Annotated in this window: 15 protein-coding genes; 10 read left to right on the top strand and 5 right to left on the bottom strand. The window is 42.3% G+C overall.

Annotated elements, in window-relative coordinates; translation table 11 throughout:
• Positions 1-458: 458 nt before the first annotated feature.
• Together RG959_RS21695 and RG959_RS21690 are read right to left on the bottom strand one after the other, a co-directional pair.
• The gene (locus RG959_RS21695) at positions 459-941 is read right to left on the bottom strand and encodes a hypothetical protein (protein WP_342798903.1); all 483 of its coding nucleotides are present in this window, start codon (positions 939-941) and stop codon (positions 459-461) included.
• 176 nt (positions 942-1,117) lie between these two features.
• A complete protein-coding gene (locus RG959_RS21690) occupies positions 1,118-1,723 on the bottom strand; it encodes a TetR/AcrR family transcriptional regulator (protein WP_342798902.1) in 606 nt (201 codons plus the stop codon).
• Positions 1,724-1,883: 160 nt separating this feature from the next.
• Here RG959_RS21690 and RG959_RS21685 point away from each other — a divergent pair, with 160 nt between their 5' ends.
• Together RG959_RS21685 and RG959_RS21680 are read left to right on the top strand one after the other, a co-directional pair.
• Positions 1,884-2,585 carry an ABC transporter ATP-binding protein gene (locus RG959_RS21685; RefSeq protein ID WP_342798901.1) on the top strand — a complete coding sequence of 234 codons (702 nt, stop codon included), beginning with the start codon at positions 1,884-1,886 and terminating at the stop codon, positions 2,583-2,585.
• On the top strand, positions 2,585-3,706 hold the full coding sequence (locus tag RG959_RS21680) for an ABC transporter permease (RefSeq protein WP_342798900.1): 1,122 nt from the start codon (positions 2,585-2,587) through the stop codon (positions 3,704-3,706). The genes RG959_RS21685 and RG959_RS21680 overlap by 1 nt, the downstream gene beginning before the upstream one ends.
• A 323-nt stretch (positions 3,707-4,029) precedes the next feature.
• On the opposite strand, the gene RG959_RS21675 is transcribed toward RG959_RS21680, so the two are convergent.
• Together RG959_RS21675 and RG959_RS21670 are read right to left on the bottom strand one after the other, a co-directional pair.
• Positions 4,030-4,185, bottom strand: coding sequence for a DUF1540 domain-containing protein (locus tag RG959_RS21675; protein ID WP_251272915.1), 156 nt, complete (start codon positions 4,183-4,185; stop codon positions 4,030-4,032).
• Between the two features lie 235 nt (positions 4,186-4,420).
• Entirely contained in the window at positions 4,421-5,389 is a 969-nt protein-coding gene (locus tag RG959_RS21670) for an ABC transporter substrate-binding protein (protein WP_342798899.1), read from the bottom strand.
• 201 nt (positions 5,390-5,590) lie between these two features.
• Between RG959_RS21670 and RG959_RS21665 the strand changes: the two genes are divergently transcribed.
• From RG959_RS21665 to RG959_RS21635, 7 genes are all read left to right on the top strand, one after another.
• On the top strand, positions 5,591-6,589 hold the full coding sequence (locus RG959_RS21665) for a FecCD family ABC transporter permease (protein ID WP_342798898.1): 999 nt from the start codon (positions 5,591-5,593) through the stop codon (positions 6,587-6,589).
• Positions 6,586-7,641 carry a FecCD family ABC transporter permease gene (locus tag RG959_RS21660; RefSeq protein WP_342798897.1) on the top strand — a complete coding sequence of 352 codons (1,056 nt, stop codon included), beginning with the start codon at positions 6,586-6,588 and terminating at the stop codon, positions 7,639-7,641. Before RG959_RS21665 ends, RG959_RS21660 begins: the two co-directional genes overlap by 4 nt.
• Positions 7,642-7,654: 13 nt before the next feature.
• Positions 7,655-8,479 (top strand): ABC transporter ATP-binding protein, encoded by an 825-nt coding sequence (locus tag RG959_RS21655; protein ID WP_342798896.1) that lies wholly within the window; start codon positions 7,655-7,657, stop codon positions 8,477-8,479.
• Positions 8,469-9,233, top strand: a complete 765-nt coding sequence (locus RG959_RS21650) for a hypothetical protein (protein ID WP_342798895.1) — start codon at positions 8,469-8,471, stop codon at positions 9,231-9,233. Before RG959_RS21655 ends, RG959_RS21650 begins: the two co-directional genes overlap by 11 nt.
• Positions 9,234-9,512: 279 nt before the next feature.
• Positions 9,513-10,952, top strand: coding sequence for a 4-hydroxyphenylacetate 3-monooxygenase, oxygenase component (gene hpaB / locus RG959_RS21645; protein ID WP_342798894.1), 1,440 nt, complete (start codon positions 9,513-9,515; stop codon positions 10,950-10,952).
• Positions 10,953-11,223: 271 nt separating this feature from the next.
• On the top strand, positions 11,224-11,727 hold the full coding sequence (locus RG959_RS21640; RefSeq protein ID WP_342798893.1) for a hypothetical protein: 504 nt from the start codon (positions 11,224-11,226) through the stop codon (positions 11,725-11,727).
• Between the two features lie 661 nt (positions 11,728-12,388).
• Positions 12,389-13,453 (top strand): M14 family zinc carboxypeptidase, encoded by a 1,065-nt coding sequence (locus RG959_RS21635; RefSeq protein WP_342798892.1) that lies wholly within the window; start codon positions 12,389-12,391, stop codon positions 13,451-13,453.
• A 427-nt stretch (positions 13,454-13,880) separates the two neighbouring features.
• Here RG959_RS21635 and RG959_RS21630 read toward each other — a convergent pair whose 3' ends face one another.
• Positions 13,881-14,789, bottom strand: a complete 909-nt coding sequence (locus RG959_RS21630; protein WP_342798891.1) for a DMT family transporter — start codon at positions 14,787-14,789, stop codon at positions 13,881-13,883.
• Between the two features lie 112 nt (positions 14,790-14,901).
• Between RG959_RS21630 and RG959_RS21625 the strand changes: the two genes are divergently transcribed.
• Entirely contained in the window at positions 14,902-15,768 is an 867-nt protein-coding gene (locus RG959_RS21625; RefSeq protein WP_342798889.1) for a LysR family transcriptional regulator, read from the top strand.
• The last annotated feature ends 661 nt before the right edge of the window (positions 15,769-16,429 follow it).

Raw genomic sequence — 16,429 nt, 5'->3', positions numbered from 1 at the left:
ATGAATGGATGCCTGTCTCCGTTGTGTGAATGCGTTCATGGAGCGGGAGACCTGTGCCTTACCATATGTGGTGGAGAACCATACTGAGAAGCAGGAATGAATCAAAACGTATTTGTATGAAGTACAGGAGCAGTTCACCAATCATTCCTTCCTCAACAATAGGGGATTTTGATGAAGTAACGAAAAACACTTTTTAAGCAGCCAGCAGCCGGTACGTAACCGGCTGCCAGTAATTCAATGACGGCTGGCAAAGAGAAAGTAAGCCGGTGGCAAAGCTGCTCTTCTGTAAAAATGAAATGATTAAAAATGAAAAGTGTTTCCAAGAGACAAGCCTTTCCGAACCGAAAGGCTTGTCTCTTTTTAGATATGAAGGCTTTTTTTTACTTAGGCTCTGTTAAAGGTTAATGTTGATTTTTAGGAGAACAAAACCCTAATGAGGTTATATTCTCCTTGCTTTTTCATTTTTGCTTTTGTAAAGGTACACCGTAAGATTTAGCTTGAATATAGTATGCTTGTTCATATGGCGAGTTCAAAAACCCTACACGATACGTATTTAGGTCTACAAGGTCGTTCAAGAATTCAGGAACACTACAACTCCAATCTATATCGTCATTTTTGTAAGGGAAGTTGTCACTGTTAGGATTAGGTGTGTGAATATACACCGCATCCTGTCCTGCATCATCCATGTGAATATAAATCCAAGATTGATATGGTTTTTTGATGGAATCCATTTGTACCAGAAGACTTTTGTAAAAATTCAAATGTGCTTTTACATGCTCTCTCCTGAATTTCAATCTGATGTTGCCAATTCCCTCAAAATCAAGGTGTGTGTGCCAGAAGTCAAACCAAGCATCTTTATCAAGAGTAATATAACTGGTTTGTACATTTGCCAGCTCCTGCAAATTGTGGAAATAACGTCGTTTGCCTCGGAATTTTTTCATCGGCCCCCTCCTAAAGAAGTGAAATATATAACGTGGTAGATTGATGAAACAAAAATTAAATGTTAAACCTTAAAAGCCTTAGATTTTCATAAGTGTAATAATAGATAGACTATCAAAAAAATCAACAACATACTTTAACGGAGCCTCTACTTAAAAAGTAAAAAGTTCTCCTGGGTTCACTGCTCAATAGAAAGCCCCATCACAGCAGCCGGCCCCTTTGTCACAATTTGAATCAAGTACTTTGCCATTTCTTCCGGTGAATAGGGCTGCCCTGCTGAAATCCACCAAAATATCGTTCCGGTGACCGCCGAGATTAAAAATGGCAAAAAAATCTCTTTTGGAACGAGATGAACGGCATTTGATCCGAATAAGATATGGAACTGCTCCGTAAAAAGAGTGTTTGCTGTCTGAGCAAAACGCTCCTTAACATTGCCTTCTCCTTCTTGGGCCAGCAGTGTTGTAAAGAAATCAGCATTTTGCCCAACGACGGTAAAAACAGACTCTATTACAAATAAAAATTGCTTCTGGTATAAGGTCCCGCCATGTACATGCCTTGGCGGAGAAAAGTGATCTCGAAGAGCCGCTGACCGCTCGTCAATCAATCGGTCAAGCAGCTCATACTTATCGGCATAATGAGAATAAAAAGTAGCCCGGTTGATCATGGCGGCATCGGCAATATCTTGAATCGTAATGTCTTGAAACTGCTTTTTCGCTAACAGCTCCAAAAACGCTTTTTCAATGGATTGAAGTGGACGACGAACACGCAAATCCACTTTTTTCATCCTTCTCCCTCCTTTTAAACGACAATTTTGTCTCTTTTGTTCGATAAACAACAGATCGATTGTTTTGCAAATTGATTCTTTAAAGCAGGGTCTTAATAATAAAGATAGAATACACTGCGATTGTTATACAACAATTGTTGTATAAAAGGAGGGGATTACGATGATTGTGGTTCGAGGCTACTCTCAGTCATTTGGAAAAAAGGATGTTTTAAAAGAAGTAGATTTTTCCATTGAAAGAGGAGAAATGGTCGGACTGATTGGACCAAGCGGCTCGGGGAAAACGACGTTAATTAAATCGCTGATTGGCATGCAGGTTCCGACGAAAGGAACGGTTCATGTATTCAATGAACAGCAGCCCACCCTTAAGGTATCGAGGCAGATTGGGTATATGGCACAATCGGATGCTTTGTATAACGATTTAACTCCTAAAGGAAACTTGAAGTATTTCGGTAAATTATACGGACTCCGGAAGAAAAAGCTGGCAGAGCGAATGGAATATGTTCTGCGTTTTGTGGATTTAACAAGGGATGCGGATCGGCCTATCCATTCTTTTTCAGGAGGGATGAAGCGCCGGCTGAGTCTGGCTATTGCGCTCATTCATGAACCGCAGATTTTGCTGCTCGATGAGCCAACTGTGGGGATTGATCCGAAGTTGAAGCGAACGTTTTGGGAAGAGTTTGAAGCACTTCGCTCCGGGGGAGTGACGATTTTAGTCACGACCCACATTATGGATGAAGCAGAAAAGTGTGACCGTCTGTTGCTTATCCAGGATGGACGGCTGATTGACGCAGGCACTCCACAGGAACTGACCAATCGCTTCGGGTCGATTGAAAATGTATTTATTCAAAAGGAGGGGGTGTAATGCAGGCGCTCGTGGTCGCAGAACGTGTCGTTGCCCAGGTATTCAAAGATAAACGGACGATGGCGATGATGTTTTTGGCTCCTTTGTTTGTTCTTTATTTATTATTTACCATTTTAGGGTTGAGTTCAGACAACATTACGATCGGCACAGTTGGCCTGCCGGCGTCCTTCGAACAAATATTAAAAGAAGAAACGCCTGCCCGCTCGTATGCGTCACGCGAAGCAGCGGAAGAAGCGATGAAAGAGCTGCAAATCGATGCGCTTGTTTATCTAGAAAACGAAACACCTCATATTTTAATCGAAGGAGGTGACGTGTCCAAAAATGCGCAGGCGCTCCAGGTAATTCAATCTGCTTTAACCAAACAATCCGTTGAGCAGGGGCAGACGGTAAACAAGCAGCTGCTCGAACAAATCAAGCAGCTGCAGGTTCAGCTCGGCCAGAAAGCGAATGTGCCGGCTGAGTCTGCACCTACGGCTGTTGGAAAGCCGCAAATTGATTTTTTGTACGGCGACGAAGATGCAGGGCTCTTTGATCAAACGGCCCCCGCTTTAATGGGGTTTTTTATCTTTTTGTTTGTATTCATTATTTCAGGGGTAAGCTTTCTCCGTGAGCGCTCATCGGGCACACTGGAGAGAACACTCGCGACACCATTAAAGAGGTCGAGTATCGTATGGGGATATTTCATCGGCTTTTTTCTGTTTGTCGTCATTCAAACGCTGCTGATTCAGTTGTTTATGGTGAATGTATTGGATGTGACCCAGTCCGGAAGCTACAGTTTGCTGCTGCTTGTGAACTTACTGACTGCAAGCGTCGCTTTGTCACTCGGCCTGCTGCTGTCAAGCTTTGCAAAATCCGAGTTTCAGCTTATTCAGTTTATTCCGCTTGCAATCGTACCACAGATCTTCTTCAGCGGAATCTTTGATTTATCTGACGCACCCGTCTGGGTAGAGGTCATTAACCGCTTAATGCCACTTACGTATGCGGCTCACGCCCTGCAAAACATTATGACACGAGGCGCAGGAATGGATACAACAGGAATCGATTTGTTCGTCCTTGCTGGGTTCATTGCCGTCTTCGTTTTACTGAATATGCGTGTGCTTCGAAAAGAGCGGCCTGTTTAATAGGTGTTCATAAAAGCAGGGAAGCCGGGGAAGAACAGCCCTGGCTTTTTTATTGGCTATAAACGGTCCAGAAGGAGGGAGTTAGCTCGGTTTAAGAAAAATTCATATACAAAAAAATGGAGTATGTAAAAGTGAAATAAAAAGAGAATTGGATGTGTTGAATTTCTTTAAAAGGAGCAATGCTGAAAAGATTGTTGCGAAGAAAGAGGGGCAAAGTAAAGTTTTTTGAGTATTCTTAAAATAAACTCCAGATGAAAATGATATTTATTATCAACAGAAGGGCTAAGAGATGGCAACCTATATTACGGTTGCCTTAAAGAGAATTACAGCTCTGGAACAAACGTTTTGCAATCAGTTTCTTCACTATTAGATGCTTCTTTCCCCTTATGGCTGACAACATAAATTGCTTCTGCTGCACATTTATTTCCCGATGCCCAATACTTGCAGTTATTTACCTCACATAGAACGTCTTTAGCCATGATTGTACACCTCCTCTTTAGTTATTTATATTTTAGCCGGATTTATTTTTTATTAAACATAGAACAGGCAATAAAGAAGATGAAGGCCATTTATTCATAAAAAAATCTCCAGCTGGAGCATGGAACTGGCCTGTTTTTCAGACAGGATCAGTTCCATGAGTAGAAAAAAGATTTTCCTCCCGCATAGAGATGCATGTATGCATTATTTTATTATAAGAAAAAAGTGTTTGTTTTCTTATTTGCTTTTCATAATTTCAGAAAGGTCATCCAGCATTTTATTTGCTGCAATAACTCCGCCTGCTGTGTTCCAAATCGAATCATCTACTTTATGAACATTTTCGGTTTTTACTGCCTGAAGATTTTTGAAAAGAGGATCGTTGATCCATTCTTTCTCAAGTTCTGTCGCTTCGCCGCTTCCATCTTCAAATGTGAAGTAGAAAAGAACATCGCCATCCATGGCTGGAATGCGCTCTTTTGTTGCATTTTTCTCGGCAAAATCATCTTTGTCCTGTTCTGCCGGACGGGCAAACCCAAGCTGTTCTAAAATAACACCGGAGAAAGAATCTTTATGATAAATACGAACATCACCCGGCATGAAACGTACCATAGAAATTTCCTTCTTCACTTTGTCGCCCAGCTCTGCTTTTAAATCTGCAATCCGCTGGTCATATGCTGCAATGACTTCTTTGCCTTCTTCTTCTTTGTTCACTGATTTTGCATATAATTCAAAATTTTCTTTCCATTCTCCGCGCAGTGTTTCTGAGAATACAGTCGGTGCGATGGCACTTAATTGATCATAAATTTTTTCCTGGCGCAATTTATTGCCAATAATCAAATCAGGCTGAAGCTTTGCGATCGCTTCTACATTCACAGGATCTTCCTGTCCTACTACTTCTACGCCTTCCATCTGGTCTTTAATATGGTCATACCATGGGTCGCCGGCGTAAGATTGAACCGCACCAACCGGTTTAACGCCAAGCGCAAGCAGGGCTTCTGTTCCTTCATTTGTCAAGATCACGACTCGCTCAGGTGTTCCTTTAATCTCCGTTGTCCCCATTGCATGTTCAATCGTATAAGATTCTTCAGCCGGTGCTTCTTTTTCTCCTTCAGCGCCCGCTGTTTTTTCTTCTTTGTTTCCACAAGCTGCTAAGATGAGCAGCAATAGAACCGAAAGCAAAGATAAAATAGATTTGTTCCACTTCATACGTATGTATCCCCCTATAAAAAATCTTTGAAAATGATTTTCATTACCATTTACAACGTTTATAGTAATGGCATCTCACCCTTAAGTCAATAGTAAATGATAATGATTTTCAAAGTCATTGACGGTAAGGCTTGTTTTTCTTTACAATATCACTGGAATCGCTTTTAAAAGTTATTTATGGGCGACGGGAAGGATACGAGGATGGAGAATGTAACAAAAAATCTATTACTTTTACTAGGTGGTATGTTAGCTGCAGCGCTATGTATGCTGTTAAGTATTGTATACGGCTATACAAATACTTCCTGGAAAGAAGCCTATCAGGCATTTGTACAGTTTAACGGTTCAACCGATCACTTAGTGATCCAAAACGTCCGGCTTCCAAGGGCGCTCATTGCTGGAGCGGCAGGGGCAAGTCTGGCTATGGCAGGAGCTATTATGCAGACTGTGACCAAAAACCCGCTGGCAGCGCCAGGTATTCTTGGAATCAACGCGGGGGCGAGCTTTTTTGTTGTCGCTGCTATAACAATATTTGGCTTAAACGGAACGCAGACTCTTTCCTGGGTTGCTTTTGCGGGGGCAGGGCTGGCCGCCGTTCTTGTTTTCTGCATAAGTGCAGCTGGCAGAGAAGGGATGACCCCTATGAAACTAACTTTGGCAGGTGCGGCTATTGCGGCCATGTTTTCCTCGTTCACGCAGGGGCTTCTTGTTTTAGAAGATTCAGCTCTTGAACAAGTGCTCTTTTGGCTTGCTGGCTCTGTGCAGGGGCGGAAGCTTGAGGTGCTGCAAGCCGTTTTTCCTTATTTAGCAGCTGGATGGGTATTCACTCTTTTACTGGCCAAAAAGTTGAATGTTCTGGCGATGGGTGATGATGTCGCGAGAGGACTTGGTCTTAACCTAGTGCTTGTGAAATTTTTATCTGTCATGGTCGTTGTACTGCTTGCGGGCGGAACAGTTGCAGTAGCCGGGCCCATTGGATTTGTAGGAATCATGGTTCCTCATATTGCAAGAAGCTGGATTGGAATCGATCATCGCTGGCTGCTGCCTTTTTCAGGCTTGCTTGGCGCTGTTTTTCTGCTTGCAGCAGATATCAGCGCCCGCTATATGATCATGCCGAAGGAAGTGCCGGTTGGTGTTATGACGGCTGTGATTGGAGTGCCATTCTTTATTTACATTGCAAGAAAGGGGTTTGGCGCTCAATGAAGCGATATCAAGTAACACGGCTGTCTCAAGGCCGTATATCTTTTTTGCTGGATCTAGCAGCCACAAAAAAAATTCTCTTATTATTTTTTGTACTTTTAGCCGTTTTTACAGTAAGTGCAGCTTTAGGTGATATCAGGCTCAGCTTTATGAGCGTACTTCAAACATTTACAGGCGGCGGCACACAGCTGGATCAGTTAGTTGTGTTTTCTTTCCGAATGCCAAGAATGATTGTAGCCATGCTGGCAGGAATGTCGTTGGCCATGGCGGGAGCTATTTTGCAGGGACTGGTGCGAAATCCACTCGCATCTCCTGACATTATTGGTCTTACGGCTGGGGCAAGTGCAGCTGTTGTCAGCTTTTTGGCTCTTTTTAGCAATGAAAGCAATGCCTTAACGGTCAGTATACAGTGGCTGCCGCTGGCTGCTTTTGTAGGGGCTGCGCTGGCCGCTCTACTCGTTTACGTATTGTCCTGGAAAAACGGTGTTTCACCCGTCCGCATGGTGCTCATTGGCATCGGGGTATCTGCTTTAATGCAGGCAGCTACGACGATGATGATGATCGTAGGGCCCATTCATCAGGCAAGCCAGGCTAACATATGGATTACAGGGACGGTTCATGGAGTGAACTGGAAAGAAGTTTCCATTATGGCTCCTTATGCAGTATCTCTCATGATCATTACGTTTTTGGCAGCACGCCATCTTAATATACAAGAGCTTGGGGAGGAGCTGGCCGTAAATGCCGGAGTAAAGGTGGAACGCCAGCGTTTTTGGCTGATTTTACTTGCGACCGGGCTTGTCGGCGGTGCAGTAGCGTTCGCGGGAGGAATTGGTTTTGTCGGTTTAATTGCTCCTCATATGGCAAGGAGGCTGGTCGGTTCATCGTTTGGTCCCTTGCTCGCTGCTTCGGCTTTATTAGGTGCTATTTTAGTTATACTGGCAGATTTAGTGGGCCGCACCCTTTTCTTGCCGTTAGAAGTTCCTGCTGGTGTATTTACGGCTGGAATTGGCGCCCCTTATTTTATTTATTTACTTTTACGGTCAAAACGGCTATAAGGAGTGAAAACAAATGGCTGAAACTAGCATTACAACAGAGCAATTAACATTGTCATATGGGAAGAATATTATTATCGACGAACTTGATTTAGCGATACCAAAAGGGGAAATTACGGTTTTAATAGGAGGCAATGGATGCGGCAAGTCAACGCTGCTTCGGTCGGCAGCAAGGCTGCTAAAGCCGATTTCCGGAACGATTCTGCTCGATGGAGAAGAGATTGCCAGTATGCCGACAAAGGAAGTAGCCAAAAAAATGGCTATCCTGCCACAGTCGCCATCTGCCCCGCAGGGACTGACCGTGCTGCAGCTAGTCAAGCAGGGGCGCTATCCCCATCAAACATGGCTGAAGCAGTGGTCTTCTGAAGATGAAACCGCCATTCAAAATGCTTTGGCGTCAACCGGCCTTCTTGACTTGCAAGACCGCCCTGTTGATGAGCTGTCTGGCGGACAAAGGCAGAGAGCCTGGATTGCCATGACCCTTGCTCAAAACACCGAGACGATTCTGCTTGATGAACCTACTACTTACTTAGATATGACCCATCAGATTGACATTTTGGATCTGCTGTTTGAATTAAATGAGCTTGAACAGCGGACGATTGTGATGGTGCTGCATGATTTAAACCTGGCTTGCCGCTATGCACATCACATTATCGCCGTTAAAGATAAAGGGGTTTATGCACAGGGCGCACCCGAAAACATTATGAACAGTGAACTTGTAAGACATGTTTTTCAAATGGAATGCCAGATCATAACGGACCCTCTTTTCGGTACACCGCTTTGTATTCCGTATGGAAAAGGCCGTTCTATTTTGGAAAGGTCACCTTCTTATGCAAAGTAACTGGACAGCGAAAGAAAAAGAGCTGTTGGAATCGAGAAGTCGTTTTTTATTTGAGAAACCAAAAAGCGAAAAAGGTGTACCGCTTTCTGTTTTTCTTGAACCAGCCGCTTTTTCCGCTTTTTTAAAAAAAGAAGCCGGCCGTATTGGATCAGATAACACAAAAGTCGCCGCTTCGATTTTCATTAAGCGTTATGCATTTTTACTAGTTGGGGTTCTTGCTTCCTGGTCGTTTTTCCGCAAGCCCTTTTTCTTTTCGCCCCAGGCCATTTGGCTGGTTGATGATGGCCATTTAGATGCTTGGAGGCCAAAGTTTTTCCTGGATGAAGCGGTCTGCAGGCAAAAACACGGGCGGATTGAAGAAGCGCTTTATCATATGAACGCGGTAATTGAATCTGCCAAAGAAGCAACGGGAATTTCTTCCGCTATTCTACGAGAAAACTTGGCGGTATATATATTTTGGCTCTATGAAACGGTAGCGGAAGAAAAAGAATTATCTGCTGTATCGAAAAGAGCAAAAATAGACTTTATGTGGCTGCTGGCACCAGAGCAGGCCTCTCTTTTTGGAGGAGACGAGGCAAATCTGCTTGCTGCTTATTTTAAAGAAAAAGAAGCTATTGAAGGGCAGAAGAAACCATTAAGAATTCGGTCTACCTGCTGTTTAAACGTTAAGCTTAAAACAGGAGGAAAAAGATGCTCGGTTTGTCCGATTCAAAATAAAACAGATTGCTCAGAAGGCAGAAAGAGAGCTTATTAAGCAGGAGCCTCACCGTTAACATCTCTAGTCGACAAAAAGGTTTTAATAAAGGAAGTATTTTTAAAGCTAATACATAATTGGGGCAGGGTGTTTGCTCGACTGTATAGCTGCTAAAGAGGTGCCGCATATGGGTTTAATTAAGAACTAAAAATAGCTTTTATGAGTGCATCGTACAGCCTCTCAGCAGTAATAATTGAGAAGACATATCCATATGCTTTGACTAAGGAAAGTGATGAACCGCTTCCGCCTGTCAAAGACAAAATAGGTAGGGGTGTGTCTATGGCTGCTATTACCGGCAATGGTTATATTGAACGGATTGATCGGCTGCACACATGTGTCTGGATAGATGGAGTACCGGTAACAGGCAAAATCTCCGAACATCCAGCATTCAAAGGGGTCATGAAAAGTCAGGCCGCACTGTATGACTTGCAGCATAAGAACTCTCTTAAAGGAACCATGACATATCCGTCACCGTTAAGCGGGGCTCCGGTAGGGATGTCGTACTTACAGCCGAAGACAAAGGAAGAGTTAATGAAAAGGCGAGCGATGATCCAGCAGTGGGCATTGTCAAACAACGGCATGATGGGCAGAAGCCCGGATTATATGAATACGATGCTGATGGCATTTGCTTCTTCGGCCAGTTGGCTGACAGGGAAAGAGCATTGTTTCCCGGAGCATTTGCTGAAGTTTTATGAATATGCGCGTGAAAATGATGTATCGATGACTCATACATTTATCGATCCGCAGGTGAACCGGGGCAAGTTTTACTTTGAAAACACCGATGAACCGATAGCGGCTAAAATTGTAGGCACAAACAGTGAAGGCATTATCATAAAAGGAGCGCGTCTCCTGGCCACACAAGGCGGGATCACCGATGAAATCGTTGTTTACTCAGCAGGGGGCATTCAGGAAAAAGCCAAAAGCTTTGCTTTTTCGATCCCCAGCAACAGTGACGGTCTTACTTTTATTTGCAGAGGCTCGTTTGTAGAAGGAGACTCTGCTTTCAACTATCCGCTTAGCTCAAGGTTTGAAGAAATGGATACGATTGTAGTGTTTGATCATGTAGTGGTTCCGTGGGAACGTGTTTTTTACTATCACAATATAGAAGTGTCTAACAGCTTTATGCCGTCCAGCTCCGTTTTGCCTTTTACACTTCATCAAGTAGCTTCCCGGCAGATTGTAAAAACAGAATTTGTATTGGGGATTGTTCAATCCATTATTGAAACAATCCATATTGGAGAATATCAGCACGTTCAGGACAAAGCGTCTGAAATCATTACCGCTTTAGAAACGATGAAGGCTTTAGTGATGAAGTCAGAAGCCGAGGCACAGATCGATGAGTGGGGATTTATGCGGCCGGATCAAACAACTCTTCAAATTGCAGTCCATTTTTTCCCGCGCATTTATCCACGGCTTGCAGAAATCATTCAGCTGCTAGGCGCAAGCGGATTAATGACTCTCCCAACTGAAAAGGCCTTTCAGTCTAATATCCGAAAAGACCTAGACCACTACCTGCAGGCTAAAGCTGCGAATGCGGAGGACCGCGTGAAAATATTTCGCTTGGCCTGGGATTTAACGATGAGCTCGTTTGGTACACGCGAAACGCTGTATGAACGGTTTTTCTTTGGCGATCCCGTTAAACTTTCCAGCCACTTATATTTTTCTTACGACAAAAAGCCGTATGTGGATCGGATAAAGAACTTTCTGCAAAAAGAGTAGGCAAAATCGATAACGGAGGCAAACGGCAGACCTGCACTACCTCAAAAATACTTTTAAAAAAGCTTGGAAACCTGGCAGAGAACAGCACGATCTCTGCAGGCTTCCCGGCTTTTTTGCTGTGAACAAATGTTTCAACGAGGAAAAGAAAGCAGTGGTTCTTTATGGGGATCAAAATGCCGATAAAGAATGCGCCACCTTAAAATGCCTGAAGCAGCACCGTCAGCTTTTGTATATAGACTTTGGGGTAAGGTAAGAAAAAGGAGAGGATCTTATGAGCGAAGCAAATCATCAAACCAATCATGCCCTAAAAAATAATCATGTGGAAAAGAAAATGATTTCATATATTCAAGCCCATCATAAAAACGGCATTTGTTCCAAACGAGAGCTGTTAAAACAAATCGGTTCGATGAGTGAAATCAATCAAGTAATGAACACATCGAGTCAGCTGGTCGATTGGGGAGAAGATGCAATTATCCTGGCTGAGAAGCTTATTATTAGGAGCAGTGATCGGAAAATCATCACTAAATATTTTCAGCATGCTTTTGAAACAGGAGGGGTTTCTCCTCACCAGCTGCTTCAAGAAATGAAAGCAGACAGAAGGCTGGCTGCCATATTAAGAGAAAAAAGAATTAATGAAGCAGCCCAACTCGCTTCCTTGATAAAGCTGCTTCTTCCAAATGTAAAGGAAGACAGCCAATTTCTTCAATTAGCGGATAGTCCGATTGATAGTTTAAACAAAGCTAAAACGTTTACCGGACAGATTCCTAAACCATAATGAAAGAACGTTCTGACCACAATAGGAATCGTTTGTATAAGAGGGCTTTTCCATTCACCAGTGAGTCGACAGTCCTTTTTAATATTGAATGAGCGATCAAGATTTTGTGTTGAAGTCAACTAAATAAGCTAAAACAAAAAGACGAAAACCCCATTTTCGCAGAAGTTCTTTTCGAGAATAGGGTTTGTCTACATTCTGCAAGCAGCTTTAAAGCTGATTTTAATTTTAATGAGGATTTTTATAAAAAGAAGAGTGATATATTTTCATAAAATGATTTTTTTATCCATGTCACATGTTTTTTTTCCTTTCTCAGACCTGAATAGGTGTATAGCATTGCTGTTACCTCACCTTTTTTCCTTGTCATTACGTATCATTCGCCTTTAATCAGCAGAAAAAGCCCTGCCTTTTTATCGATTTTTTTACCTTTAAAGGTTATTAGCCAAGGAATCTAGTCAATTTTACCTTTTACAGGAAAATAAAAATAACAAAAAATATGAATTAGTAAATAATTATGGAAAATAAAGATAATTATGTATGTACATATTATGGTTCGCAGAGTCGAAAACAGTCTAATGAATAGTCCTCCAACTCTATTAAAAGCAAGCAAATAACGTGATAAAGTCGAATAGGGAAGTACAATAAATGGAATGGAGGATGACAAATGAATGTGAAAAAGAAAGTTTTATCTGTTTCTTTGTCCGGTTTAATGGCGTGGGGGGCTGTAACGGCTGTTTCTCTTCCAGTCAGTGCAGTAGGAAATGGCCCGATCGCCGGTAATGGCTCCGTCCAAACGTCTAATCTGCATACATATGAAAGCATGGCGGCGTATTTAAAAACAGAAGACGCAAAGCAGGAAGCGATGGAGCTTGAAGTCATTGGACAGACAGTAAAAGGCCGGGATATTCACATGGCCAAGTACCTTTCGGATCCTTCTAATCCAACCATTTTATTTTTAACCCAGCAGCACGGCAATGAGCAGCTGACTACAGAAGGAGCTTTAGAATTTATTAAACACTTGGGCACCAGCAAAACAAAAGGTGTTTTAAACCATGTAAATATATTGGTGATTCCCATGCTCAATGCGGATGGAGCCATGGGAGATGTAAATTTCTCTCTTGATGAGTATATGGCTGATGGAGATCGCCATTTAACACGGTATAATGCGAACAATGTTGATTTAAATCGTGAGCATGCTAAAGCCGTTGACGAGATGCAAATTGAAGTAAAATCTTTATACCAAAACGTGTTTGAAAAGCACAAAATTAACTACATGATTGACCTGCATCACCAAGGAACATTAAGCGAGACCAATGGCGAATTGGTATCGGGCTCTATACTTTATCCTACAAATGCTGATGTGAAGCCAGAAGTGCTGGAGAACTCTAAAAAACTTGGTTCTGTCGTGTACCACGCTATTGAAGAAACCGGATGGGGGCATATTGGCAAATACAACGGCGGTTCAGGTGTGAATATCGGCCGAAACGGAGCCGCCGTCCGATATGATATTTCCACGCTTCTTTTTGAAATGCGCGGCATGTCTGATCACTCTATTGAATCCTATGCACTTGGCCAAAAAAGCAATGGCTATTTAATCAAACAAACGATCACAACGCTCGATGCGGCTGTCAGAGCCATTGCAGATGGATCTATCGAAACAGCGGATACTAGCTTCTGGGATACGCTTCCGACTCAAACAAACAGACCGGGCGAGGAAGCGGACGAGTAAAATAATACTATCAGAAAACCCGCTTCAACATATAGAGCTGAAGCAGGTTTATTGTTCTATCATATTATCATTTTCCCCGTTTTAACATAGTTAGAAGGTCGTTGTCCTGGCTGATAAACGCAGAAAACAGAAAGGAGCACTTTTCTGCTTATTCCTAGTTGGAAACTAGTTAAGCAAAATGGAATGAATGTATTTTGGTTATCTGTAAGCATGGAGGCCTGATGGAAACAAAACAATCCTGCCGCCAACAAAACAAGGTAAAGAAAGCGGGCAAAAAACTGGGCTCCAATCTCCTTCTATATATGTTGCATATTGTTTATGTTGCGGATAACAAAATGAGGAAATAGCAGATCGAAGTATATTTCTCCTTTAGACCAATAACGGAAAAACCCTGACGTGAAACAATCAGGGTTTTTCTCAAGGAAAGCTACTTGGTTTCGCTTTGTCTATAGAAAAAGCGGTGTGCAAATTTTGCGTTAAAGAGTCTCTTTTGATCAAGCTGGGCTAATAAAATACCACAGAGAATGAGGGATGACCCGGCAAAATCTCTTGATGTAAAACTTTCTCCCCAAAAAAGAACGGCGAACAGAGCAGCAAAAATGGGCTCGGTCGCAAAAATGAGTCCGGTGTGGGTAGGGGATGTATGCTGTTGGGCAATAGCCTGGCATATAAAGCCGATAGCACTGCAAAATATGCCCAGCCCTAATATCGCAATCCATGCATCGGATGTAGCCGGCAAAGAAGGCTGCTCAAACAGCATGCTGCATACCAAAGCAATAGTACCTGCGAAGCCTAATTGAAGGATACCGAGCGTGATCGGATTTCCTTCTTTAGCTGCCCTGCCCGTAAAAAGAATGTGAACCGCATAACTAAGCGCGGAGCCGATACACAAAAGGTCACCTAAATGGATAGTCAGAGAGGACTTTAATGTGAGTACACCAATACCGATAAGGGTGATCATCACACCTGTCCCTACTGTCCACGACGGCAGGCTTCTTTTCAGCAAGCTATGCAGCAGGGGAACAAAAACAACTGTAAGGCTTAAAAGAAACCCCGCTTTAGAAGCGGAGGTTATGCTGACGCCGAAAGTTACCAAAGTAAAAACAGAAAATAATAACACCCCTAAAACAAAAGAAGACGTGAGCGTTTTAATATTGATGTTGACAACCTGCTTACGAAACAAGATACCGGCAATGAAAAAAGCGATTAAGCACCTTAATGCAATAATATTAAAGGCGCCAAGCGAACCGAGCCCCATTTTCATAAATACATAGGACAAGCCCCAGAACATATTTACTCCGATCATCATAATAGTCGCTTTTAGCTGAATACTCATTTTAGTCGCCCCCTTTGTGGTCCTCTCTTACTAACATACAAAGGGATTTCCTATTAGTAAAATGAATCTTTATAATTGATTTCATGAATTAATTTAATGAAAGGAGACGAAAATGAGTTTAGTAAAATATGAAATTTTAAATAAAGTGGCCGAGATGAAAAGCTTTACCAAAGCGGCAGATGTTTTAGGTTTAACACAATCAGCTGTCAGTCATGCGATAACTAGTCTTGAATCAGAATTTGGCTTTTCTTTAATACATCGGAATCGATCCGGCGTTACACTCACCAGGGAAGGGGAAGAGATGCTGGTGACGATTCGGAAAGTGTTATACTTTAACGAAAAAGTACATCAAGAAGCAGCCGGCATAACAGGGCTGATAAAAGGAACATTAAAAATTGGCGTGTTCACCAGTGTATCGGCGAACTGGCTTCCGGATATTCTTAAAATCATGGAAAACCGCTATCCTTATCTCCGGATAGAATTAATAGAAGGAGATTATCTTGAAATTGAACAGTGGCTGTTAAGCGGAGAAATTGATTGCGGATTTATCAATATGGAACACTCCGACCAGTTTAATGTAATCCCGCTGAAAAAAGATCGGCTATTATGTATTGTGTCGAATGAAAGCAGTCTTTATCATCATACTTCAGTCCGTTTTGAGGATCTGGAAAAGGAGCCGTTTATTATGCCGGCTTATGGCGGTTATCACGATGTGAAGCGCTTATTTGAAGAAAACGGTATTCCGCCAGCTGTTCGTTTTGAATTAATGGAAGAGAGAGCGATTATGTCTATGGTCGCCCATCACTTAGGCGTGAGTATTTTGCCTGAAATGGTGCTGGATCCGCTTTTGCCGGAACTTCGCGCAATTCCTTTAGAAACAGACAGCTACCGTTCCATCGGGCTTGCGACCCGAAATGCGCTTTCTCCTGCTGCAGAAAAGTTTGCCCAAATCACTCAATCATGGGTAACGAATAATTGAAAACAAACAGATATTGTGAGCAAAGAGGCAATGAGGGTTGAGAATGAGTACTTCGTTAAACAGCCAGGGAATACCCAGTGCAGCTGCGGAAGCTTTGGCTTTAAAAAGCCAAAGCTCTTCGTAGTGTTCCAATAAAAAGACATTTCATTCTTTTTATTGAACAGAACGGATTCGAAAAACAAATGGTGTGTGGGGTAAAGAGGAAATGGAGGTAACAAAAACAGCAATAGAAGTTATTGGAAAAAGAAATATGGACGTGTTATATTATGAATCCATCGCGAAGACAGCGATGAAAAATAAATCACTTTCTCAGCAGTAATTTATATTGCTAGAATCAATTTAAAAATTGTTGTTGACTTATGAACCTTTTAAGAGTTATAATGTGATTCATGTCGCAGTGAAACGCGATAGTCATAAAGCAAGTAAAAGCGATGAGTTATCAAATGAGATTTTTCAAAAAGTTGTTGACTTAAAAATTGCTGCATGATATGATTATTCAGCTGTCGGAAATGACAGCGAAGGATATTGATCTTTGAAAACTGAACAAAATAAACGTCAACGTTTTAAATTTTTTATCTTCCATTAAAACACCCCGTGTTTTAATGGAAACAAATGAGCAATCAAACACTTTTTGGAGAGTTTGATCCTGGCTCAGGACGAA

Source organism: Domibacillus sp. 8LH (genome assembly GCF_038806185.1).
GTDB classification, from domain to species: domain Bacteria; phylum Bacillota; class Bacilli; order Bacillales; family Domibacillaceae; genus Domibacillus; species Domibacillus indicus_A.
The sequence above is the reverse complement of the archived record's forward strand: the minus strand, read 5'-3'. Positions and strand labels throughout refer to the sequence as shown.